The organism is Bradyrhizobium sp. LeoB3 (assembly GCF_055456055.1).
Window position 1 is genome coordinate 453,118 of the sequence record NZ_JBVBEF010000001.1, and the last position, 22,833, is coordinate 475,950.

Consider the following 22,833-nt stretch of genomic DNA (forward strand, 5'->3'; position numbering starts at 1 on the left):
CTATGTGGCTTTTGCGGGCCGCAAGAGCGCCTTGGCCGTCGTCACAACGTTATCGACGGTGAATCCGAACTCCTGCTGCAGGGCCTTCAGCGGGGCGGAGGCGCCGAAAGTGTGCATGCCGATGACCCGACCGGTCGGGCCAACGTAACGCTCCCAACCGAACGTTGACGCCTGCTCGATTGCAACGCGCGCCGTGACCTCCGGCGGCAAGACGGCGTCGCGGTATTCCTGCGTCTCGCGTTCGAAGACATCCCAGGAAGCCATCGAGACCACGCGCGAGCGGATACCATCCAGGCTAAGTCTCTCATGAGCGTTGGCTGCGAGGCTCAACTCACTGCCGGTGGCAATCAAGATGATGTCCGGTTTACCGTCAGGAGCGTCGGCAAGCACGTAGGCGCCTCGTGCGACGCCGGATGCCGATGCATATTTGCTGCGATCGAGGGTCGGTAACGGTTGACGAGACAGGACCAGCAAGGCTGGCCGATGACGAAGCTGCATGACGTAGCGATAGACTTCCACCACTTCGTTGGCGTCACCCGGCCGGAACAGCGTCATACCCGGCATTGCCCGCATTGAAGCGAGTTGCTCGATTGGTTGATGCGTTGGGCCGTCTTCGCCATCGCCCATGGCATCATGGGTAAAAGCAAAGATCACGGGTAGTTCCATTAGCGCCGCCAGTCGTATCGCGGGCCGGGCGTAGTCGCTGAAAATCAGGAAGGTCGCGCCGAACGGCCGCAGCTTCGAGAGTGCCAGACCGTTGAGAATTGCAGCCATCGCGTGTTCGCGGATGCCGAAATGGAAGTTCTTGCCGCCCGGTGTGGCGGCCTGAACGTCGCCTGCGCCTTCAAAGGTTAGCAGCGTCTTGGTCGATGGACCCAGATCTGCCGAACCGCCAATCAACCAGGGAACGTTTTGCGCCAGAACGTTCAGAACCTTTCCCGACGCCTCACGCCCCGCGAGCCCCTTCAGATCTGCCGGGAATGACGGCAGGTTGCGGTCCCAGCCTGCCGGAAGCTCGCGGCGTTGCATCTGATCAATCTCGGTCGCCAGCGCGGCATACTTCGAGCGGTAATCAGTGAACAGAGCTTGCCATTTGCGGTGCGCCTCGGCGCCTCGCTCACCGACGCCGGCGGCGAAGCGTTCGAGAACGCCGTGAGGCACCAGGAAATTCGAGTCTTCGGGCCAGCCATAGGCGCGCTTGGTGAGCTTGACTTCTTCAACACCGAGCGGCTCGCCATGCGCCGCGGCCGTATCGTGGCGGTGTGGCGAGCCATATCCGATATGGCTGTTGAGTATCACCAACGTCGGTCGGCCTTTCGTATCGCGAAACGTTGCCAAGGCCTGTTCAATACCGGCAATGTCGTTGGCGTCATTAACGTGAAGGATATTCCAGCCATAGCCGGTGAAACGAACGGCTACATCTTCGGTGAACGCCAGCTGCGTGCTGCCTTCTATCGTGATGTGGTTGTTGTCGTAGATCCAGCACAGATTGTCGAGGCCGAGGTGGCCGGCGAGCGACGCCGCTTCAGAGCCAACGCCCTCCATCAGGCATCCGTCTCCGCATACGGCATAGATGTCGTAATCGAAGATGGCAAAATCCGGCTTATTATAGCGCGCAGCGAGCCAGCGCTGCGCGATTGCCATCCCGACGCTGGTCGCAATGCCTTGTCCGAGCGGGCCGGTGGTCGTCTCCACGCCGGATACCAGGTGGTATTCGGGATGGCCTGGCGCATGACTTCCGAACTGCCGAAAGCGCCGGATATCGTCGAGGGTGACAGCAGGCCTGCCCAACGTCTCGTACTCAGCATTCACGGCCTGCGTACGGGTAAGGTAGAGCACTGACCACAGCAGCATCGATGCGTGGCCGTTCGACAGCACGAAGCGATCACGGCCGGGCCAGATCGGATCCTGTGGATCGAAGCGCATGACTCGGTTCCAGAGCGTATAGACGAGCGGCGCAAGCGCCATTGGTGTGCCGGGATGGCCCGAGTTGGCGGCCTGGACCGCGTCAATCGACAGTGTGCGGATGGTGTTGATCGCGAGCTGGTCGAGTTCGGCGTCTGTCATGGCTGATTTCCTCCCGCGGGTGTCGATTACAGGCCGCCTGCGCGCGGCAGCCGTGTACGTGCATCGTCAGCGATAGGCTGCCGTCATCAAGCAACAGAGCCGGGGATCGAGGAGCACTTCGATCTTCATTCCTCACTCTCTGCGTTACGCTACCGTTGGGTTGTGCCAGCCGCCCGGTGGCGTGACATTCTTGTCCACTTCGTGAGGCCCCCAGCTTCCGGCTTGGTATTCGTAGACGGGAGTCGCCTTCTTCAACACCGGATCGACGATCCGCCATGCTTCTTCGACATAATCCTGTCGTGCAAACAGCGTCCGGTCGCCATTCATGGCGTCGCCGAGCACGCGTTCATACGCATCCATTTCCTCTGGGCCAGGGCGCCGGCTCGCCAACAATTCAACCGGCTCGCCGACCTCTCGGTCATCCTCGTCCATCACCATCGTCCCAAGGGCAATGGCCATGTCGGGATTGATGCGAAACCGCAAATAATTGGGTATCGCGGCGCAATGGGGAAAGATCCGCGGCGCCTCACGAAGGCGTACGATCACTTCCGTGCAAGTCACCGGCAGCGATTTTCCGGCACGGATATAAAATGGCACTCCCTGCCAGCGCCAGGAGTCGATCTCCAGCCGTAACGCAGCGAACGTCTCCACTTGCGAGTCCGGAGCAACGCCAGGCTCCTGCCGGTAGCCCTGAAACTGTCCGCGCACCAGCTCGTTCTCAACGATCGGCGGAATCGATCTCAAGACCTTGACCTTCTCGTCACGCAGGGATTCGCTGTCGGATCGGGCTGGCGGTTCCATCGCCAGATTGGCCAACACCTGAAACAGATGATTCTGGATCACGTCGCGAATTGTGCCAGTTTGATCATAGAACGCGCCACGACCCTGCACGCCGAAATTCTCCGCCATCGTGATCTGCACGCTGCTCACGAACTTGCGGTCCCAGAACGATTCCAGGAACGCGTTAGCGAAGCGAAAGAAGACCATGTTGTGAACAGGTCGTTTTCCGAGATAGTGGTCTATGCGGAAGATGTGATCTTCGTCGAATCTGGCGAGCAGAATCCTGTTGAGGTTGCGTGCGGAGGCGAGATCATGCCCGAATGGCTTCTCCACAATGACGCGCGCGCCGTTGGTGCAATCGGCAGTGTCGAGCCGTTCCACTACGGTTGCAAACAACGCCGGTGGGATCGCCAGATAATGTGCCGGCCGCTGTGCCGAACCGAGCTGCTTGCGAAGGGCATCGAACGTGCTCGGATCGGCGTAGTCGCCGTCTACGTAACGCAAAAGGCCGGCCAGCTTGTCAAACGCAGCGGCGTCGAGGCCGCCGTGCTTTTCGAGGCTGTCTCGTACTCGGGCCTTGAGCTGGTCGAGTGTCCAGCCGGCCTTTGCGACGCCGATGACAGGCACATCGAGGTGGCCCCGTTTCAGCATCGCTTGCAACGACGGAAAGATCTTCTTGTAGGCAAGATCGCCGGTCGCGCCGAAAAACACCAATGCGTCGGATTTAGGTTCGCTCATGGCTATCTCGGTCTCTCATTGGCCGCCTTTTCCAAGTGTCCACCGAACTCGTAGCGCATCGCCGAAAGCAGCTTGTTCTGGAAATCGGCCTCGCCGCGAGAACTGAAGCGCTCGTATAGCGCCGTCGTCAGCACCGGGGCGGGGACTGCTTCGTCGATCGCTGCTGCGATGGTCCAGCGTCCTTCGCCGGAGTCGGAGACGCGCCCAGCGAACTTGGACAGCGCCGGATCTTCCAGCAACGCGGTTGCTGTCAAATCGAGAAGCCACGAGGCAATCACGCTGCCGCGCCGCCACACTTCTGCGATCTCGGGCAGCTTCAGGTCGTATTGGTAGTGCTCGGGAATGCGAAGCGGTGTTGTTTCGGCGTCCGCCGCGTGCGCGTGCTTGCCGATGTTCGCTGCGCGCAGGATACCGAGGCCCTCGGCGTACGCCGCCATCAGCCCGTACTCGATACCATTATGGACCATCTTGACAAAGTGACCGGCGCCGCTCTGCCCGCAGTGGAGATAGCCTTGCTCGGAAGTGCCTGCGGAGGCGCGCTCTCGTCCCGGGGTGCGCGGGATTTCGCCGAGACCGGGAGCGAGGGTCTTGAAGATCGGATCCAGCCGCTGCATGGCCTCGTCAGGGCCGCCGATCATCATGCAGTAGCCGCGCTCGAGACCCCACACGCCGCCGCTGGTGCCGACATCGACATAATGGATGCCGTTGTGCGCCAACTCCTTGGAACGCCTGATGTCATCGATGTAGTAGGAGTTGCCGCCGTCAATCAGAATGTCGCCGGCCTCCAGCAGCGGCAGCAGATCACCGATCGATCTATCTACGACTGCCGCCGGAACCATCAACCAGATCGCGCGCGGCTTTTCGAGCTTCGCCACGAAATCCGCCAGAGAGGCGCTTCCCGTCGCCTTCTCTTTCACCAGTTCTGCAACGGCGTTCGGCGACATGTCGAAGACGACACATTGGTGACCATGTCGAACAAGTCTTCGCACCATATTGGCGCCCATTCGGCCGAGACCGATCATCCCGAGTTGCATGAGTGGCTCCTCTTTTTTTCGCGGTGTGACTTCCCCCCGGGTGCGCAGGTATCCTGGCGTGTCGAGATCAGTATTTAGTGCGACTTCTCCCTGAACGTGCGATGTCGGCGGATCAATGCGTTGGTCGAGCTGTCGTGTCCGAATTTGGGTTCGGCTTCATTGGTGAGTTCCGGGATGATGCGTTGCGCCAGCACCTTGCCGAGTTCGACGCCCCATTGGTCGAATGAATCGATCTGCCAAATTGCGCCCTGCGTGAAGACGTTGTGCTCGTACAGCGCGACGAGTTTGCCGAGAGCCGCGGGTGTTAGCCGTTCCAGCAGAATCGTAGTCGACGGCCTGTTTCCTTCGAACACGCGATGCGGAACGAGCCAATCGGCAGACCCCTCCCGCCTTACTTCGTCAGCCGTCTTGCCAAATGCGAGCGCTTCGCCCTGAGCAAAGACGTTCGCGAGCAGCATGTCGTGCTGCTCTCCAAGATGGTTGAGTGTCTTGTGAAACGCGATGAAGTCGCAAGGAATGAGACGGGTGCCCTGATGGATGAGCTGATAGAAGGAATGCTGACCGTTGGTCCCAGGCTCGCCCCAATAGATCGGACCGGTGTTGTAGTTGAGAGGATTGCCCTCGAGCGTGACGTGCTTGCCGTTGCTCTCCATCGTCAACTGCTGGAGATATGCCGGGAACCGTTTCAGGTATTGTTCGTAAGGCAGCACCGCCACCGTCTGCGCGCCAAAGAAGTTATTGTACCAGATGGCGAGCAGCCCCGTCAGCACCGGCAGGTTACGCTCGAACGGCGCGGTGCGGAAATGCTCATCCATCTCATGGAAGCCGCCGAGCATGGCGCGAAAGTTGTCCGGGCCGATGGCAAGCATCGTCGAGAGTCCGATCGCGGAGTCCATGGAGTACCGTCCGCCAACCCAGTCCCAGAAGCCGAACATGTTGGCGATATCGATGCCGAACTTCGTCACTTCCTTCGCGTTGGTCGACACCGCGACGAAATGCTTCGCGACCGACTTCTCGTCTCCCCCAAGTCCCGCGAGCGACCAATCGCGCGCGCTCCTGGCGTTGGTCATGGTCTCCAGTGTAGTGAAAGTCTTGGAAGAGATAATGAACAGGGTCTCGGCCGGATCGAGATCGCGGGTCGCTTCCGCGAAATCGGTGCCGTCCACGTTGGAGACGAACCGGAACGTCATCGCGCGGTCGCTGTAATGCTTGAGCGCCTCGTAGGCCATCACCGGCCCCAGATCGGAGCCGCCGATGCCGATGTTGACGATGTTGCGGATTGGCTTGCCGGTGTGGCCGCGCCACGCACCGCCGCGCACGCGATCGGAAAAATCGGCCATGCGGTCGAGCACCGAATGGACCTGCGGCACAACGTCCTCGCCATCAACCAGGATCGATTGCCCCTTCGGCGCGCGGAGCGCGACATGCAGGACGGCCCGCTTCTCGGAAACGTTGATCTTCTGGCCTCCGAACATCGCATCGATCCGCGCGCGGAGCCCGGTCTGTTCGGCCAGTTGCAACAGCAGAGCCAGCGTTTCATCGGTAATCCGGTTCTTCGAGTAGTCGAGGTAGAGCCCGGCCGCCTCGACCGTCAACCGCTCGCCGCGTTTTGGGTCTTGAGCAAAGAGCTCGCGCAGATGCAGCCGGCCGATCTTCTGAAAATGGGCGGACAGGTCCTTCCACGCGGGAAGCTCGGTGACCGTTTTCGTGGCCGTTGCCATTCATCGCTCCTGTTAACGCGCTATGGCGGCTTGCGCAGTTTGTTTGCGCGAGCGAGTGATCTTTCCCTTTGGCGGGCCTTCCCACATTCGGAAGCCACCCTTGAATGCGTTGGCATTATCCCCAAGCCGGCACAATGGCGGCAGTTCTTTCAACAGTTTGGCATTGCCACCGCCCAGCACGACGTCTTCCGGTTGGAGTGCCGCAACCAGATGTTCAACGACATCTTCGACGTGCTTCCGCCATGCTTTCTTGCCGAACTCCTCCAGCGCGCGGGCGCCGACATAGTCCTCATAGACCCGCTTCTTGTAGGGTAAGTGCCCAAGCTCCATCGGCTGCACGATGCCATCGATGACCATCGCCGAGCCGAGTCCCGTTCCGAGCCCGAGGAACAACATTTTGCCGCCCCCGTAGCTGCCGAGCGCCTGCATCGCCGCATCGTTGATGACTTTCGTCGGCAGTTTGAATGCCGCAGCGAAGTTGAAGCCCATCCAGCCTTTTCCGAGATTGTAAGGTTCCGCCACAGGCCGGTCGTGCACAACCGGGCCCGGATAGCCAATCGAGACGAAATCATATTCCCAGCCGTCGGCGAGTTTCTTGACGCTCGATACCATCTGCCGGGCCGTCAGGGTCGGCCCGGAGTCAATTTCTCGCCTTACTTTTTCGCCGGAGGCAAGGATCTTGACGTGGGTGCCGCCCACGTCAACGACCAGTATATTCATTGCGAGGACCTTCGTCTCGATTGCAACCTAGCTTGCCTTCTTGAGCACCTCGGTTTTGGCAGAGATGACGCCCAGCAGCTCGTTCCAGGATTTGACGAACGACTTGGCGCCTTCGTCCTGCAACGTTGCTGCTAACGCTTCGACATCGACGCCGGCCTTTGCAAATTGCGCCAGCACCTCTTCGGAGTCGCCGCCATCGGCCGCCAACATCTCTCCGACGTCTCCGTGGTCGGCGAGGGCTTTCACCGTGCTTTCCGGCATGGTGTTGACCGTGAGCGGCGCGGCCAGCGCCTTGATGTACAGGACGTCGGATGCCGCGGGATCCTTGGTTCCGGTGCTCGCCCATAGCAGGCGCTGTGGCCGCCCACCCTCGTTGTAAATACGCCGCGAGCGTGAGGAGCCGAGCAATTCGCAGGCTGTCTTGTATGTTCGTTTCGCGATTGCGATACCCAGCTTGTTGTGTAAAGGCGCGGGAACCTTGTTGGCGACGGCGGCATCCCAGCGACTGACGAAGACCGATGCAACGGAGCCAACATTTGGATTCAGACCGGCTGCAATGCGCCGCTCGATGCCCCGCAGATATGCCTCGGCCGCGGCGCGGTAGTGCTCTCGGCTGAACAACAGGGTCACATTCACGGGCACGCCGGCGAAAATTGCCTCTTCGATGGCGGGCAGCCCTTCGCTGGTGCCGGGTATCTTGATGAAGAGGTTGGGGCGCTTCGCCTGTGCGTGCAACTCCCTGGCGGCTGCGATCGTGCTGGCCGTATCATGTGCAAGGAGTGGCGAGACCTCGAGCGAGACCCATCCGTCTACACCATTGGTGCGGTCCCAAATCGGGCGGAACAGGTCGGCTGCCTGCGCTAGATCTTCGATTGCTAGTTCGAAGAATAGCGTCTCACCCGACTTTCCCTCGTTCAGCTTGCTGCGGATCGCAGAATCATAGTGTGAGCTGTTCTTGATCGCGTGATCGAAGATTGTCGGGTTCGATGTGAGCCCCGACAGCGACAAGTCGGCAATGTAGCGCTTCAAAGTGCCACTCGTCAGCAGGTCACGGGTGATGTTGTCGAGCCAAACGCTCTGTCCGAGCTCGTGGAGCTTTTGCGTTGCCTTCATCGCTTCACCTCCGCACAGCTTCGAGTCGAGGGACAGCCGCAAGCAGGCGACCCAGATCATAGTCGAGCAGGTCTCCGATCCGGTCCACCGTCACGTCCGGTGTGGCGAAGGAGGCGAGCGCCTTCGCGTCATGCGCATATTGTCCCTGTCGGGGAAAAACGGTGGTGACGCGACTGCCCCAGGCTTCCTTGACCGCGGCGAGGATTCGCGGCTTGTCGTCTACCAGGACGTAGTGCAATGCCGGATAACGGGACTCGACATCGTCGAGCGCGAGTTCCTTGTGGATGTAGATCAACACATGCGAGTTGACGGCCTCTGAAAGGCCGGAGCGCTCAACCTTGCGCGGTTGAAAAACAACGTCGCCATCAGTGAGAAGGACGGTCGGGCCCCACTGACGCAGTCGTTCGAGCACATCCAGCGATCCCGGGTACAGACGATTGGCGAACGGGTAATCGACCAGGAACGAAGACATTGACAACAGATGCATGTCCTGCGGGTGTTCGACACGGTACCGCTGCAGTGCACCAAGATAGTCTCGATATCCCAGTTCGACAAACAGGTCGTCGAGAATTGCCCAGTACCGGTCGCGACAGGCGGCACCATACTGGCGCTCGAGGTGGGCCTTGATGTCAGCCTGGATGTGGTCGTTGTCGAGAAGCGTATTGTCGACGTCGACCAGAAAGACGACCTGATTCATCGGTCTTACCCCTACGCAACTCTCTGCAATATGCTCAGCGTGCGCGCCTAACACGCGCGGGTCATATTCAAGATTATGTTACTCCGACGGGCGCTTCCAAATCTCAACGCGCAAAGGCTGGTGCGAATCGACCTTCGACGTGTCTGGTGTCATTCCACAGCCGGATCACTGGTTCTGACTGATCGTGTTCGTACCCAAGTATGCTCAGGCTTGCAGTGTCGAGCGTGAAGAATCGTCCGGCCTCCGCATCGAGACCTAACCAGCGTGCCGCCAAAACTCGGAGAAAATGTCCGCTCGAGAACAATAACACGTTCCCAGGGACGTTGCGAACGCGCTCCACGATGCGGTCGGCCCGCGCGCCGACTTGATAGGGTGTTTCTCCTCCCGGACAGCCGTCGCGAAACAATTGCCAGCCGGGACGCTCTTCATGGATCTCCTTTGTGCGACGCCCCTCGTATTGGCCGTAATTCCATTCCACTAGATCGCGGTCGGGTTTTGCTTCGACGCCGAAGCCAGCCAACTCAGACGTCCGGACCGCTCGCTTCAGGGGGCTCGTGAACACTTTTGCGAAAGTGAAACCCTGCAACCGCGAGCCCAAACTCTGCGCATTGAGTTCGCCGCGCTCGGTGAGAGGCAAATCTGTGAGGCCGGTATGCTGGCCTGAGAGGCTCCAGGCGGTCTCGCCATGCCTTGCAAGGCAAATGATCGGAAGGACGGCGCTCATGGTCTCGCCCCTTCAGCTTCGTCCTCCCGGCGCGTGCGGCGGAAAGAACACTCGTACCAAGGCATCTCTATGGTCAACGCCGTATCAAGGCGCGTCCGCACCCACCAAGTGGTAGCGCGACTTCTTCGGAGAAGCAACGACCAGCCGTCCAGCGTTACGACAGTTCGCCACTAAAGGGATGTAGGTCTGAAGCGCTGACCTATTCGCTGTTAGGCATTTGCGATTGCGACCTGAGTTCTTTGAGCCAGCGCGTGCGCGGACATAAGATCCCCACCGAGCCAGAGGGGAGACAAGGTATCGTTCGTTCTTGTCGGAAACCGAAATCCGGCTGGTAGATGAGACCGAAACGCGTAATGCTTCTGCCTTAGCAATGCGTCCGCCTTATGGGAAAAGCTTGCAGCCTCATCTGGTCGTTGTCGTTGCCATTGTTGTGATCGCGGCACCAAGCGGCCGAATTCGGGAGCATCCTATGCCATTTAAGGTTCAGGTTGGTCCGCATCAGATCTCGATCCATCAGGGGCAAACAGTGCTGGTCAGCGAACCAGACGGACAAATCAACTGGCCAACCGAAAAGGGACTTTATTTCTTCGATACAAGGGTAATCAGCAGCTGGGCCGTCTACGCAAATGGTGAACCTTGGGATCTTCTCAATGGAGGTTCCATCACCCACTATGCGTCCCGAATTTATCTTACGAACACCGGGATTCCTACCGCCGACGGCTTGATCCCGCCGCGCACGCTCGGTTTTGTGATCAGCCGATATATCAATGGCGGGATGCACGAAGATCTCGACATTACAAATCACGGCACGAAGCGGGTACGCTTCCAGCTCGAGATCGCGATACGGTCGGATTTCGCCGACATTTTCGAGGTGAAGTCGGGCGATATTGTGCGCCGCGGGCGGATCACGACGACGTGGACGTCGGCGAAGCAGGAACTTCGCACATGCTATCGCAACAGCGATTTCGTCCGCGCGGTAACCGTTGCTCCTGTACATCGCCAGAGCGAAATCGAGTACGCTAATGGCCGGCTGAGCTTCGAAATCAGCCTCGAGGCGGGCGAAGCCTGGCATTGCTGCTTGCTCTATGCGTTGGAGGATGGCGACCGACACTTCGCTGCACCGGACGCATGTGTGCACAACCATGAACGAACCCGCCACGCCGAGGCGCTCTCGGACTGGCTGCAATCGGTACTGAAGATCCGCTGCAGTAACGAGGAGTTCTACCGCCTTTATCGCCAGGCGCTGGAGGACATGGCGGCGCTTCGGCTCCCGATCGCCGGCACCGATCACATGGTGTTCCTGCCTGCCGCCGGCTTGCCGTGGTTTGTGGCTCCGTTTGGCCGGGACAGCTTGATCGTGTCGCTACAGAACATGCTGATCTATCCAGATTTCGCCCGTGGAACGCTCGACATCCTGGGCGCGCTCCAGGCGAAGGAACGGGACGATTATCGTGACGCGGAGCCGGGAAAGATCCTGCATGAAATCCGCTACGGAGAGCTCGCTCATTTCAAACTGATTCCGCACACGCCATATTACGGCACGGCCGATGCGACGCCGCTCTATCTCATCACGCTACATGCGGCCTGGCGGGCAACGGGCGACAAGGCGCTGTTGGATCAGCATCTTGAGACCGCGGAGGGATGCCTGTCCTGGATAGACAAGCACGGTGATAGCGACGGCGATGGATTCCAGGAATATCAGACCCGCTCTCCGGTCGGCTACGAGAATATGGGCTGGAAGGATTCCGGTGACAGTGTGGTTTATCCTGACGGATCGCTTGTCAAGGGACCGAAGGCGCTCTGCGAGTTGCAGGGCTATGTCTATGACGCCTGGCTGCGCATGGCGGAAGTGTTCGATGAACTCGGCAAGACACACCGTGCCGCGGATCTGCGAAGCAAAGCCGCAGCGCTTTTCAAACGGTTCAACGAGATCTTCTGGGATGAGGAGTTGGGTTTCTACGCCCTGGCGCTGGATGGTGAAAAGAAAAAGGTCCTTACGGTTGCCTCCAATGCCGGCCATTGCTTGTGGTCAGGCATCGTTCCACAGCAACGCGCCGGAAAGGTCGTGCAACGTCTCATGGCATCGGACATGTGGAGCGGTTGGGGCATCCGCACGCTGTCGGCTTCGAACCCAGCGTTCAACCCATACAATTACCAAACCGGGTCGGTCTGGCCCCACGACAATGCCGTTATCGCTCTCGGCTTTAAACGATATGGATTTCACGCAGAGGCAGCAAGGATCGCACGCGATATCAGCGATGCTGGAAGCCACTTCCTGTCCAATCAGTTGCCAGAGCTCTATACGACGATCGAGCGTGATCGAAGGAGCTTTCCCGTTCAATATCTTGGCGCCAACATCCCACAGGCCTGGGCAGCGGGGTCGGTCTTCGCGTTTCTGCAGGCGATACTTGGGTTCGCGCCGGACGCTCCGAAGGGAAAGCTGTACGTTGATCCATCTCTGCCGCAATGGTTGCCCGATCTGACTGTACTCGATCTGCGTCTCGGTACAGGGCTGTTCGACATCCGTTCTGGCGCGCTGGCGATGAGACGCGCTTTGAGGTCCTGCGAGGCGCTCCAGGAGCCGTCCAAAGGAGGCCCTTCGGTGCACGGCTGGAATTTCCACGTTCAGCGTAGAACGCTGTGCGATGCGCATCGAATCAACGCAAGGCACGGCCGGCGGAACGCCTCCGAGTATTTTGGCGTTGCCGCGTCGAGCGAGCGGAGGAGACGAGATCATGGGCTACAAGCCGATCGAGTCCTACGGCGTCATCGGCGACCTGCACACGGTTGCCCTGGTCGGCATCGACGGCTCCATCGACTGGTGCTGCCTGCCGCACTTTGACTCGCCGAGCGTCTTCGCGGCGATCCTCGACGACCAGAAAGGGGGCTCGTTCCGCATCGCCAGTCTCTACGAGGCGCAGCACAAACAGATGTACATGCCTGACAGCAACGTCCTGGTGACGCGCTTTCTTAGCGACCAGGGCGTCGGTGAGGTCGTGGACTTCATGCCGGTCCAAGGCTCGCGCGAGACCAGAAAGATCCACCAGATCGTCCGGGTCGTGCGGGCGGTGCGCGGGTCGGTCCGCTTTCGGCTCGACTGCCGGCCGGCTTTCGACTTTGCCCGCCGGCCCCACCAGGTCGTCCTGGAAGGCCGGGGAGCGATCTTCGAGGCGCAAGGCATGAAAGTCTCGCTGGTCAGCCGCTTCCCGCTTGGTCGGCAGGGCGACGGCGTCGCTGCCGAGTTCGTCCTCAACCCCGGCGAGACGACCACGTTCATCCTCCGCCAGGTGGAGGAGAACGGCCACGACAGCGTTCATGACGGCGTCCTGCTCGAGGCGCGGCTGGTCGGCACGGAGGCCCTGACGCAGACCCTGGCCTTTTGGCGGCAGTGGCTGAGGAAGTGCAACTATTCAGGTCGCTGGCGCGAGATGGTCAACCGCTCGGCGCTGGTGTTGAAGCTGTTGACGTTCGCGCCGACCGGCGCGATCGTGGCGGCGCCGACCTGCGGGCTGCCGGAAGAGATCGGTGGGGTGCGCAACTGGGACTATCGCTATACGTGGGTGCGCGACGCCGCTTTCACCAACTACGCTTTCCTGCGCCTGGGGCTGACGTCGGAGGCAGAGCAGTTCATGGCCTGGTTGGAGCAGCGGGCCGTCGAGGGCGCCCGGGGCGACCCGTTGCAGACGATGTATCGCATCGACGGCGGACACGAGCTGCCCGAGGAGGTCCTCGACCACCTCGACGGCTACCGCGGCTCACGCCCGGTGCGAGTCGGCAATGCCGCTGTCGGCCAGCTACAGCTCGACATCTACGGCGAGCTGATGGACGCCGTCTACCTGTACGACAAGTATGGGACGCCGATCGCCTATGACTCCTGGTGCCACCTGCGCAAGATGCTGGACTGGGTGGCGAATAACTGGGAGCGAGCCGACGATGGCATCTGGGAGGTGCGTGGTGGGCGGCAGCAGTTCGTGTACTCCAAGGTGCAGTGCTGGGTGGCGCTGGACCGAGCGATCCGCCTTGCGCAGAAGCGGAGCCTGCCGCTGGACCGCACCCACCTGGCTGTGGAGCGCGACCGCATCTACGAGGCCATCATGACGCGCGGCTGGGACACCGAGCGGCAGACCTTCGTGCAGCACTTCGGCACCAACGCGGTGGATGCATCCAACCTGATCATGCCGCTCGTCTTCTTCCTGTCGCCGACCGACCCCCGCATGCGTGGGACGCTGGATCGGACCATGGCGGAGCTGGTCTCCGACAGCCTGGTGCACCGCTACGAGATCGGCAGAGGAGCCGGCGACGGTCTGACCGGGAGCGAGGGGACGTTCAATATGTGTACGTTCTGGCTGGTGGAAGCGCTGGCCCGGGCGGGCCGCGCCGAGGAGGCCCGCTTTATTTTCGAGAAGATGCTGACCTACGCCAATCACCTCGGTCTGTACGCGGAGGAGACGGGTCCGTGTGGCGAAGCACTGGGCAACTTCCCGCAGGCATTCACTCACATCGGGCTGATAAGCGCCGCATTCAACCTGGACCGCCGGCTCGGCGTGGGTCCTTGAGTAGGGACGGGCCATGAGCGCGCAGGTCGCTTACATAGGGACTTCCGTCCCAGAGTGGGTGAAGGAGCTTTCGAGCAGCGATCCGCTCCGGCGCCGCCTCGGCGCATATGCCCTGGGCGAGATCGGCCCCGCGGCAACCGAGGCTGTGTCCGACCTCGCTGCGGCCCTCCAGGACCCGGTTGGGTTCGTGCGCGTCTGGGCGGCGGCGGCACTCGCCCGGGTGGAGCCGCCGGGGGGAGCGCCGGTCACCGTCCTCATCGCGGAGTTGGGCAATGAGCTTGCCTTCGTCCGCAGCCTGGCGGCCTGGCACCTCGGACGCCTCGGTCCGGCCTTCCCGGGGATCGAACAAGCCATTCTGCCGCTCCGACAGCTAGCGGATGATCAGGATCCGAGCGTGCGGGTGGAGGCGGCGCTAGCGCTGGGGATGCTTGAGGGGAAGGGCGCCCCGCCGCCGGAGCTGAAATCCCTGTGCACTTGAGCCTCGGGCGGCATCGCCTCGCGCGGATTTTGTTCGCGCGCCTCCAGCAATTCTTTTGACGCGGGCGGAATGCTTGATTTTAGTTGAGGTAGACGCTCACGCTGCGGGTTGCCGGTTCGAGAGCGTTGATATTGTCCTTCACTCCTGCGGCCGCGACCCGGACCCCGATGGGAGGAGGTCCGCTATTGGGAGGAGCTCCGCTATCCAGCGGTGGCAGGCTGATGGCCGCGCGCAGTCCCTTCTGCTGGTTGATCAATGTGATATCACCGCCATGGTGGCGGACGATGGTCCGCGCAATGGAAAGACCAAGACCGACGCCTCCAGTTTCGCGATTCCGCGAATTCTCCATCCGAAAGAAAGGCGTAAAGACCTGCTCCTTGGCGCTGTCCGGAATACCGGGGCCATCATCGGAGACGATGATTTCGATGCTATCCGCTCGCCTCTCCACGCTGACCCGCGCCCGCTCGCCATAACGGATGGCATTTTCGACGAGGTTGCGGCACGCGCGGCGCAGCGCGTCTGGTCGGCAGCTATAGCTGATCTTCGTCCCCTCCGAGAACGAAACATCGTAGCCGAGTTCGGCGAGATCGTCGCAAAGACTTTCCACAAGGGCTGAGAGGTCCACCGTACGGGTGGCTTCTGCGGTCGCATCCTCGCGGGCGAACGCGAGGGTTGCTTCCGTCATCGTCTGGATCTCTGTAATCGTGGAGAGCATTTTCTCCCGCACTTCCTGATCGGGCACGAACTCTGCACGCAGACGGAGTGAGGTCAGAGGTGTGCGCAGATCATGGCCGATGGCGGCCAGCATTCTGGTTCGATCGTCGACGAAACGATGCAGGCGCGCCTGCATGCGATTGAATGCCTCGGCCGTACGCCGGATATCGTCGGGGCCGGTCTCCGGCAGCGGTACGATCTCCTGACCGCGGCCAAGGGCTTCAGCCGCTACCGCCAGGCGACGCAGCGGTTGCGCGATGCCGCGTGCGGCGAATACGGCAATGATCGACAACAACAACGCCGACAGGCCGAGCGTTACGGTGGATTGGGAAGTCCAGAAGCCGTCTTGCGCGGGTTTGGCAAATGCAGTGTTCAGCCATGCGCCGTCCGCCAGCTGCACGGCCAAACCCATGCCGGTGGCGTCATCGAGATAGAGAAATTTCGCCGGCCGGGACAGCGGCCAAGCTTCCGGCTTTAGATCGATCCAGTGCGAGGAGGTGGCGCTGCTACTGCTGGCCGAATTTCGGACGAAATCCGGTCTCACCTCGACGGGCGCGCTGTGGCCGGGGAAGGATACGCGTGGCAACGGTTGTGCCAAACGCTCCCACGCCTCCTCTCGCCAGGCGGGGGCATCCTTCAGGCCGTTGGTCGATATCCAATATCTCGCTGAACTGGTGTTGCTGGCGTTCAGGATATCCGACTGAAGCGCTGGAGGCGTCGCCTCCAAGACCCGGGCAAGCGAGGCGCACCGGCTGAATATCTCGCCCTTGGCGGCCTTCCGGATCGTCTGCCCGTGCTCATCCCAGGAAATGAAGAACACAACCGCTTGCGACAGCATCAGCGACAGCAGCGTGAAGCAGATGAAGCGGGCCGCCAGGCTGCGCTTCCATAACCCCATCATGGCTGCTCGACCTGCGCAACGAGGCTGTATCCACCGCCCCAGTGAGTCTTGATCAACGCTGGTACCTTCGGGTCGGCCTCGATCTTCTTCCGCAAACGACTGACTTGATTGTCGATGCTCCGATCGAATGGATCGGCATCTCGGCCGACCGTCAGGTCGAGGAGCTGATTGCGGCTGAGCACCAGGCCGGGATGATCGAGAAAGGCGCACAGCAGCCGAAACTCTGCCGTGCTGAGCGGGACCGCAATGCCATCGTGACCCACCAGCTCGCGCCGGCTGACGTCAAAAGTCCATCGATCGAAACGTACGATCTTGGTCGCGAGCCGGCCTTTCTGCGGCGGCAGGCTTTGGACACGGCGAAGCACCGCTTTGATGCGGGCGAGGAGTTCGCGGGGATTGAACGGCTTGCACACATAGTCATCGGCGCCCATTTCGAGGCCGACGATCCGATCGGTCTGCTCGACCATGGCAGTCAACAGGATCACGGGGAGGTCCGTGGTACTGCGGAGATGGCGGCAGAGAGACAATCCGTCCTCGCCCGGCATCATGACGTCGAGAACCACCAGGTCAAAAGCACTTCGTTCGAGCAGACGGCGAAGTGCGGCGGCGCTCTCCGCAAGGCTGATGCGGTAGCCATGTTGCATCAAATATTTGCCGACGAGATCGCGGATGTCGCGATGATCATCCACGACGGCGATGTGCGGTGCCGAGTCCATCCAGTTGCTCCGTTCCACATCATACCGAAGTCCGGCGCGCAACCCACCGGAAAAGTGTAACAGAATGTATCGGTCGCGTAGGGTTGAGTACAAGCAGTCGCAGTATCCGGTCCCGGTGAGCCACTTTGTCGCAAAGCCGTATGGCATAGGAGTTGATGCAGCTCCGCGAAACCGTATTGAAAGCAAGGTGATTGAAGAGGAGGGGACAGAAGCACGGCTCCAACTTGTCGCGAACTATGCAGTGCGGCGTTCCTGAGACAGATCGCGACAATTGCCGGTAATGGTCGGCAAAGTTCTGCGACAACCAGATCCCATCGTGCGCACGTTCGACAAGGCAGGAGCGCTGCATGTGCGTTGCGATCGATGCTGTTTTTGGCAGGATAGTTCCCGAAAGTCCGAGGGGCTCGTCAGCCGAGGGCGATGAAGACTACCCCACACGGAAGGGACCGATTTCTGGTAGATCCGCATTTCGGATAAGTTGGTTGCTCGTCTTCGTGTTGCGGAATGCGTCTACCTCGACGACGCCACTTGATCTGACGTATGGCGCAAATAGCACAGTCATTTCACGCCTCGTGACGGAGGACGACCGTTTGACTTCCGAGCGAGATCTCAAGTTCGTATGCGGAAGTGCCCGAATTCACTTCGGCCGTTCGATGAGGCCAAGCGAATTGAGTTGATCAAGGAAAGGTACATGCCATGGCTTTGACCCCGATGATCGGAGAGGGGGAACTCCGCGTCACAGATGAGACCCGATCGGGGCCACCGGATCCATGCTCATGGCTTGATGGTGCAATCGTGTTCGACCATCGCCGCTGGTCGTGCCGGGAAGCCGAGCTGACTTGGACAGCGCCCTCGCATCTGATCGTGCTGACCCATACAGGCAACACCGCGCGAACGCGGATTTCGTGCTCCGGCGAACTCGTCTATGATGGCCGGGACAGGCCGGGCGCGCTCTCTTTCATCCCCGCAGGTGTCGAGCGCTCCGGCAGTTATTGCGAGCCGGATCTCGTCTACTCCGCCCTTTGGCTCGATCACGGTCGGTTCGGATGCGAGCGTTCGGCGGAGACGTTACCAATATTGGTAAATCGCGTCGATGCGGTTATCGCCGCGCTGCTGACGGCGCTGCATAACGACGTTGCATTCGGCAGCAAGCCGGACACTGCCTATGTCGAGCATCTCGCCGCCATTGCGATGCATCGGGTCATGGCGCTCGACGGTGGCAAACCCCGTCCAAGCGCACATGCCGCGCTCGGCAGGGCGACGCTCCGCAGGATTGAGGAGTATGTCGAGGAGCACCTCGGCGGGGAGATCAGGCTGAGCGATCTCGCGGCGATCGCAGACATGGAGATCGATTCCTTCGCGCGCCGCTTCAGGACGGCGACCGGAATGGCTCCCTATGCCTTTGTGATCGAACGGCGGATGCGTCGCGCCGAGCAGCTTCTTGCGGATCCCGACCACGAACTTGCGCTGATCGCGGCCAGACTAGGCTTCTCCAGCCAGAGCCATTTCACCACGGCATTCAAACGCGAGCGCGGCATGACGCCCCGAGCGTACCGGCAACGGCTTTTTTCCTGAATCCTGTAAGAGCGCCGGAATCGTGAAAGAACGCCCGAAGCGGCGCACCTATCTTGCGCCGAGCAAGCACGGGATGCGCAAGGGAGCGAGCTCGACATGGCCGACTGCAGAGACCGACGCCCGACCGATGACGGGCCGACACGAAGGACCGTGATTCAGGGGGCCGCGGCAGCGACGGCGCTGCTCACTGTCGGGATTGCTGACGCCGCGCCGGCGTTCGCTCAGTCTAGCGGTCTTCTCGAGCCTGCAGCCGAAACGAGGAGAATCCCCGCAAGTCTGATCATCAACGCCAGCCCGACTGCAGTCGAACTCGATCCGCGCACCACGCTGCTCGATGCGCTGCGCCATCAGCTTGGTCTGACCGGGTCCAAAAAGGGCTGCGACCACGGTCAGTGCGGCGCCTGTACGGTCCTGATCAACGGCAGGCGGATCAACTCGTGCTTGACGCTTGCGATCATGCACCAAGGCGACGAGATCACGACAGTCGAAGGGTTGGCGCAGGGCGAGGCGCTGCATCCGATGCAGGCCGCGTTCATCGCGCGCGACGGCTTCCAGTGCGGCTATTGCACGCCGGGCCAGATCTGCTCGGCAGTCGGCATGCTGAACGAAGCCAAGGCCGGCTGGCCGAGCCATGTCACGGGCGATCTCGTTGCGCAGACCACGCTGAGCGATGCCGAAATTCGCGAGCGCATGAGTGGCAATCTCTGCCGTTGCGCCGCCTATCCCAACATCGTCGCGGCCATTCGCGATGTCGCCGGGAGGACCTGAACGATGAAGCCGTTCACCTATGAACGCGCAGCCGGCCTGCGCGAGGCGGCCGCCGCGGTGGCCGCGCGTCCCGGTACAAAATTCATCGCCGGCGGCACCAATCTCATCGACCTGATGAAGCTGGAGATCGAGCAGCCGATACATCTCGTCGATATTAACCGCCTGCCACTGCGCGTGATCGAGGAGACGCCGGAAGGCGGCCTGCGTATCGGGGCACAGGTTCCCAATAGCGATCTCGCGGCCGACATGCGGGTGAGAAGGCGCTATCCGCTGCTTTCGCAGGCGCTCCTCTCGGGTGCCTCCGCCCAGCTACGCAACAAGGCCAGTACCGCCGGCAATCTGCTGCAACGTACGCGCTGCCCGTATTTCTATGAACGCGGCATGCCGTGCAATAAGCGCGACCCCGGCTCGGGCTGCAGCGCGCGCGGCGGCTTCAACCGGCTTCACGCGATCCTCGGCGCCAGCGAGGCCTGCATCGCCGTCCACCCATCGGACATGGCGGTGGCCATGACCGCGCTCGATGCGCGCGTCGAGACGATACAATCCGACGGCCGCACACGCGTCTTTCCGCTTGGCGAACTGCACCGCCTGCCAGGAACGACGCCGCACATCGAGACCACGCTCGCCGCCGGCGAGATGATTACCGCTGTGATCTTGCCGCCACCGCCGCCGGGTCGGCAGCTCTACCGCAAGGTCCGCGACCGCGCGTCCTACGCTTTCGCCCTGGTCTCGGTCGCGGCAATTGTCGACGTCGCCGCCGGACGCATCCGCAGCGCGCGCATCGCAATGGGCGGCGTTGCACCCAAGCCTTGGCACTCTGCCGAAGGCGAGCGTGCGCTCGCCGGGCGGCCCGCGGGCGACGAGACCTGCGCTGCGGCCGCCGATGCGGCTCTTTCCGGCGCGCGCGCCGAAGGGCACGCCGCCTTCAAGATCGAGCTGGCGCGGCGCACGCTGCGCCGGACGCTCGCTGAAGCCGCCCAAGATGTTTGAGGCATAAGACGATGGCTAAAGATTACATCGTTCAGACCACATTGCGCCCCGGCGCTGCCACGGCAATCGGCCAGCCCGTGGACCGTATCGACGGAGCGCTGAAGGTCACGGGGAGGGCACGCTATGCCTACGAGCACAGGCTCGATCGCGCGGCGGCCTTTGGCTACATCCTCGGTGCGAGCATCGCCAAGGGACGTATCCTCGAAATCGATACCGGCGACGCCGAGCGCGCACCCGGCGTCATCCTGGTGATGACGCACAGGAACGCACCGAGCCAAGCGGCCTTCGGTCCGGCTGTCACGCCAACTGTGCCGGAGGTGTTCACGCGGGCCCGCCCGGTGCTGGCGAGCGAGCGCATCCGCTATCATGATGAGCCGGTCGCGCTGGTCGTCGCCGAGACCTTCGAGGAGGCGCGAGGGGCAGCGAGGCTGATCAGGCTGCGCTATGCGAGCGAACCGGGCGCGTTCGATGCCGCAGCGCCGAATGCCGAAATCTACCGGCCCGAACGTACCAATGCCGGCTTTCCCACGGACTCGATACTTGGCGACTTTGACCGCGCTTTCGCCGAGGCGCCGGTCAAGCTCGACGCCGTTTATGCGACGCCGTTCGAGAGCCATAATCCGATGGAGCCGCATGCGGCCATCGCCGAATGGGATGGGGACCGACTGACCGTCCATACTTCGGCGCAGACGCTGGCGAATATCCAGGCCGGCTTGGCCAATACGCTGCGCATCTCGCCGCAGAATGTCCGGGTCATCAGCCCGTTCATCGGCGGCGGCTTCGGTGCCAAGCTGATCGTTCATCCCGAGACGGTCTGCGCCGCGCTGGCCGCGCGCGTTCTTGGCCGGCCGGTCAAGGTCGCTCTGACGCGACAACAAATGTTCGCCAATGCCGGCCATCGCCCGGCAATGAAACAGCGGATCAGGCTCGGCGCGGACCGCGATGGCCGGCTGACCGCGATCGAGCATGAGGTCACCTCCTCGACATCCCGTTTCGAGGAGTTCACTGAGCAGAGCGCGGTGCCGACGCGGGCGCTCTACGCAGCGGCGAACCGCCGTACGATGCATCGCCTTGTACGCCTCGACACAAATCGTGGTGAATGGATGCGGGCACCTGGCGAAGCATCCGGCCTGCTCGCGCTTGAATGCGCAATGGACGAACTTGCCGAACAGCTCGGCCTCGATCCGATCGAATTACGCATCCGCAACGAGCCGGAGCGCGATCCGGAGCGCAACGTGGCCTTCTCCAGCCGAAACCTGATCGCGTGCGTGCGCGACGGGGCCGAGCGCTTCGGCTGGCGTGATCGCCCGGTGAAGCCAGGCAGCCGTCGGGAAGGCCGCAAGCTGATCGGCTATGGCATGGCAGCCGCGATCCGCGCCAATTATCTCGGACCGGGCTCAGCACGCGTCGCCATCGATGCGCGGGGGCAGGTCACGGTGCAGGCTGACATGACTGATATCGGTACCGGCACGTATACGATCCTGGCGCAAGTCGCGGCCGAGCGGCTGGGCGTACCGCTCTCGGCCGTCAAGGTCGAACTCGGCGACAGCAGCCTGCCGCGCACCGCCGGTTCGGGCGGCTCGTGGGGCGCATCGAGTTCGAGCACGGCGGTTCACAATGCCTGTCTGATATTGCGTGAGCAGATCGCGTCCGCAGCCGCATCGCATGAGCGTTCGCCCTTGCATGGCGCGAACATTTCGGAAGCTCGTTTCGAGGGCGGCAAACTCCACCTCCACTCACGCTCGGAAAGCCTCGGCAGTCTTCTGGAGCGGATCGCGCCGGACGGATTAATGGCCGAGGGTTCTGCGGCCCGCGGCGAAAGCTATCGCACCTATTCCCAGCATGCGTTCGGCGCGCATTTTGCCGAGGTCGCGGTCGATATCGACACTGGCGAACCACGGCTGCGGCGCATGCTTGGCGTCTTCGCCGCCGGGCGCATCCTCAATCCGAAGACGGCGCGTTCGCAAATGATCGGCGGCATGATCTGGGGCGTTGGGGCGGCGCTGATGGAAGAGACCGTGCTCGATCCTCGCCATGGTCATTTCGTCAACCACGATCTCGCCGAGTACCATGTGCCCGTGCATGCCGATATTCCAAGCGTCGAAGCCGTCTTCCTTCCCGAGGAGGACGACAAGGGCAATCCGCTTGGCGCCAAGGGCATCGGCGAGCTCGGCAACTGTGGGGCAGGAGCTGCAGTCGCAAATGCGATCTATAACGCTACCGGTGTGCGCGTCCGCGACTTTCCGATCACGCTCGACAAGATCTTTCCCGAACTGCCCGTCGGCTGAACTCCGCTCGAACTATATATTCGTCGGAATAGGCATTGATTTTGCCGGCAAATCATATGGTGGCGGAGCGATTCTGGGCAACCGCGCCATACCGACGTGCCCCTATTGTACCCGAGCTCTCTTGGGGTACATCGTTAGGGAACTAGTCCGCTAAGTCGTTGACTTTTAAAAGGTTAATGGTGGACGCACAAGGGATCGAACCTTGGACCTCTCCCGTGTGAAGGCCGGACCAGCCTTTGATTCTACTTAAGTT

Annotated in this window: 17 protein-coding genes; 7 read left to right on the plus strand and 10 right to left on the minus strand. The window is 61.5% G+C overall.

Annotation, left to right across the window (positions count from 1 at the left end; translation table 11 throughout):
* From tkt to ACZXDY_RS01995, 8 genes are all read right to left on the minus strand, one after another.
* Entirely contained in the window at positions 1-2,067 is a 2,067-nt protein-coding gene (gene tkt, locus ACZXDY_RS01960) for a transketolase (protein WP_464344241.1), read from the minus strand.
* Between the two features lie 144 nt (positions 2,068-2,211).
* Positions 2,212-3,585: a glucose-6-phosphate dehydrogenase gene (gene zwf / locus ACZXDY_RS01965; protein ID WP_464344242.1), complete on the minus strand. Its 1,374-nt coding sequence runs from the start codon at positions 3,583-3,585 to the stop codon at positions 2,212-2,214.
* Between the two features lie 2 nt (positions 3,586-3,587).
* Positions 3,588-4,619 (minus strand): phosphogluconate dehydrogenase (NAD(+)-dependent, decarboxylating), encoded by a 1,032-nt coding sequence (gene gnd / locus ACZXDY_RS01970; RefSeq protein WP_464344243.1) that lies wholly within the window; start codon positions 4,617-4,619, stop codon positions 3,588-3,590.
* A 74-nt stretch (positions 4,620-4,693) separates the two neighbouring features.
* On the minus strand, positions 4,694-6,340 hold the full coding sequence (gene pgi / locus ACZXDY_RS01975; protein WP_464344244.1) for a glucose-6-phosphate isomerase: 1,647 nt from the start codon (positions 6,338-6,340) through the stop codon (positions 4,694-4,696).
* Positions 6,341-6,352: 12 nt separating this feature from the next.
* Positions 6,353-7,060, minus strand: a complete 708-nt coding sequence (locus ACZXDY_RS01980) for an ROK family protein (protein WP_464344245.1) — start codon at positions 7,058-7,060, stop codon at positions 6,353-6,355.
* Between the two features lie 27 nt (positions 7,061-7,087).
* On the minus strand, positions 7,088-8,173 hold the full coding sequence (tal, locus tag ACZXDY_RS01985) for a transaldolase (RefSeq protein ID WP_464344246.1): 1,086 nt from the start codon (positions 8,171-8,173) through the stop codon (positions 7,088-7,090).
* 4 nt (positions 8,174-8,177) lie between these two features.
* Positions 8,178-8,870 (minus strand): HAD family hydrolase, encoded by a 693-nt coding sequence (locus tag ACZXDY_RS01990; protein ID WP_464344247.1) that lies wholly within the window; start codon positions 8,868-8,870, stop codon positions 8,178-8,180.
* Between the two features lie 103 nt (positions 8,871-8,973).
* Positions 8,974-9,594: a histidine phosphatase family protein gene (locus ACZXDY_RS01995; RefSeq protein ID WP_464344248.1), complete on the minus strand. Its 621-nt coding sequence runs from the start codon at positions 9,592-9,594 to the stop codon at positions 8,974-8,976.
* Positions 9,595-9,901: 307 nt separating this feature from the next.
* On the opposite strand from ACZXDY_RS01995, the gene ACZXDY_RS02000 reads away from it, so the two are divergent.
* From ACZXDY_RS02000 to ACZXDY_RS02010, 3 genes are read left to right on the plus strand one after another with little or no spacing between them, the layout of a single operon-like run.
* A complete protein-coding gene (locus ACZXDY_RS02000; protein WP_464344249.1) occupies positions 9,902-12,436 on the plus strand; it encodes an amylo-alpha-1,6-glucosidase in 2,535 nt (844 codons plus the stop codon).
* On the plus strand, positions 12,330-14,150 hold the full coding sequence (locus ACZXDY_RS02005; RefSeq protein ID WP_464344250.1) for a glycoside hydrolase family 15 protein: 1,821 nt from the start codon (positions 12,330-12,332) through the stop codon (positions 14,148-14,150). The genes ACZXDY_RS02000 and ACZXDY_RS02005 overlap by 107 nt, the downstream gene beginning before the upstream one ends.
* A gap of 13 nt (positions 14,151-14,163) precedes the next feature.
* Complete coding sequence (locus ACZXDY_RS02010; protein ID WP_464344251.1) at positions 14,164-14,628, plus strand: HEAT repeat domain-containing protein; 465 nt, start codon at positions 14,164-14,166, stop codon at positions 14,626-14,628.
* 79 nt (positions 14,629-14,707) lie between these two features.
* Here ACZXDY_RS02010 and ACZXDY_RS02015 read toward each other — a convergent pair whose 3' ends face one another.
* Positions 14,708-16,243: a sensor histidine kinase gene (locus ACZXDY_RS02015; protein ID WP_464344252.1), complete on the minus strand. Its 1,536-nt coding sequence runs from the start codon at positions 16,241-16,243 to the stop codon at positions 14,708-14,710.
* Positions 16,240-16,959, minus strand: a complete 720-nt coding sequence (locus tag ACZXDY_RS02020; RefSeq protein WP_028165428.1) for a response regulator — start codon at positions 16,957-16,959, stop codon at positions 16,240-16,242. The genes ACZXDY_RS02015 and ACZXDY_RS02020 overlap by 4 nt, the downstream gene beginning before the upstream one ends.
* A gap of 795 nt (positions 16,960-17,754) precedes the next feature.
* On the opposite strand from ACZXDY_RS02020, the gene ACZXDY_RS02025 reads away from it, so the two are divergent.
* From ACZXDY_RS02025 to ACZXDY_RS02040, 4 genes are all read left to right on the plus strand, one after another.
* A complete protein-coding gene (locus ACZXDY_RS02025; protein ID WP_464344253.1) occupies positions 17,755-18,534 on the plus strand; it encodes an AraC family transcriptional regulator in 780 nt (259 codons plus the stop codon).
* A gap of 96 nt (positions 18,535-18,630) precedes the next feature.
* Positions 18,631-19,302 (plus strand): 2Fe-2S iron-sulfur cluster-binding protein, encoded by a 672-nt coding sequence (locus ACZXDY_RS02030; protein ID WP_464344254.1) that lies wholly within the window; start codon positions 18,631-18,633, stop codon positions 19,300-19,302.
* 3 nt (positions 19,303-19,305) lie between these two features.
* A complete protein-coding gene (locus ACZXDY_RS02035; RefSeq protein WP_464344255.1) occupies positions 19,306-20,292 on the plus strand; it encodes an FAD binding domain-containing protein in 987 nt (328 codons plus the stop codon).
* An 11-nt stretch (positions 20,293-20,303) separates the two neighbouring features.
* Positions 20,304-22,580, plus strand: coding sequence for a molybdopterin cofactor-binding domain-containing protein (locus ACZXDY_RS02040; protein WP_464344256.1), 2,277 nt, complete (start codon positions 20,304-20,306; stop codon positions 22,578-22,580).
* Positions 22,581-22,833 lie beyond the last annotated feature (253 nt).

Coding starts and splice junctions, on each gene's coding strand:
- ACZXDY_RS02020 (WP_028165428.1), bottom strand. CDS start 16,959: ATGGACTCGGCACCGCACATCGCCGTCGTGGATGATCATCGCGACATC.
- tkt (WP_464344241.1), bottom strand. CDS start 2,067: ATGACAGACGCCGAACTCGACCAGCTCGCGATCAACACCATCCGCACA.
- ACZXDY_RS02010 (WP_464344251.1), top strand. CDS start 14,164: ATGAGCGCGCAGGTCGCTTACATAGGGACTTCCGTCCCAGAGTGGGTG.
- ACZXDY_RS01995 (WP_464344248.1), bottom strand. CDS start 9,594: ATGAGCGCCGTCCTTCCGATCATTTGCCTTGCAAGGCATGGCGAGACC.
- ACZXDY_RS02030 (WP_464344254.1), top strand. CDS start 18,631: ATGGCCGACTGCAGAGACCGACGCCCGACCGATGACGGGCCGACACGA.
- ACZXDY_RS02040 (WP_464344256.1), top strand. CDS start 20,304: ATGGCTAAAGATTACATCGTTCAGACCACATTGCGCCCCGGCGCTGCC.
- pgi (WP_464344244.1), bottom strand. CDS start 6,340: ATGGCAACGGCCACGAAAACGGTCACCGAGCTTCCCGCGTGGAAGGAC.
- gnd (WP_464344243.1), bottom strand. CDS start 4,619: ATGCAACTCGGGATGATCGGTCTCGGCCGAATGGGCGCCAATATGGTG.
- tal (WP_464344246.1), bottom strand. CDS start 8,173: ATGAAGGCAACGCAAAAGCTCCACGAGCTCGGACAGAGCGTTTGGCTC.
- ACZXDY_RS02035 (WP_464344255.1), top strand. CDS start 19,306: ATGAAGCCGTTCACCTATGAACGCGCAGCCGGCCTGCGCGAGGCGGCC.
- ACZXDY_RS02015 (WP_464344252.1), bottom strand. CDS start 16,243: ATGATGGGGTTATGGAAGCGCAGCCTGGCGGCCCGCTTCATCTGCTTC.
- ACZXDY_RS01990 (WP_464344247.1), bottom strand. CDS start 8,870: ATGAATCAGGTCGTCTTTCTGGTCGACGTCGACAATACGCTTCTCGAC.
- ACZXDY_RS01980 (WP_464344245.1), bottom strand. CDS start 7,060: ATGAATATACTGGTCGTTGACGTGGGCGGCACCCACGTCAAGATCCTT.
- ACZXDY_RS02005 (WP_464344250.1), top strand. CDS start 12,330: ATGGGCTACAAGCCGATCGAGTCCTACGGCGTCATCGGCGACCTGCAC.
- zwf (WP_464344242.1), bottom strand. CDS start 3,585: ATGAGCGAACCTAAATCCGACGCATTGGTGTTTTTCGGCGCGACCGGC.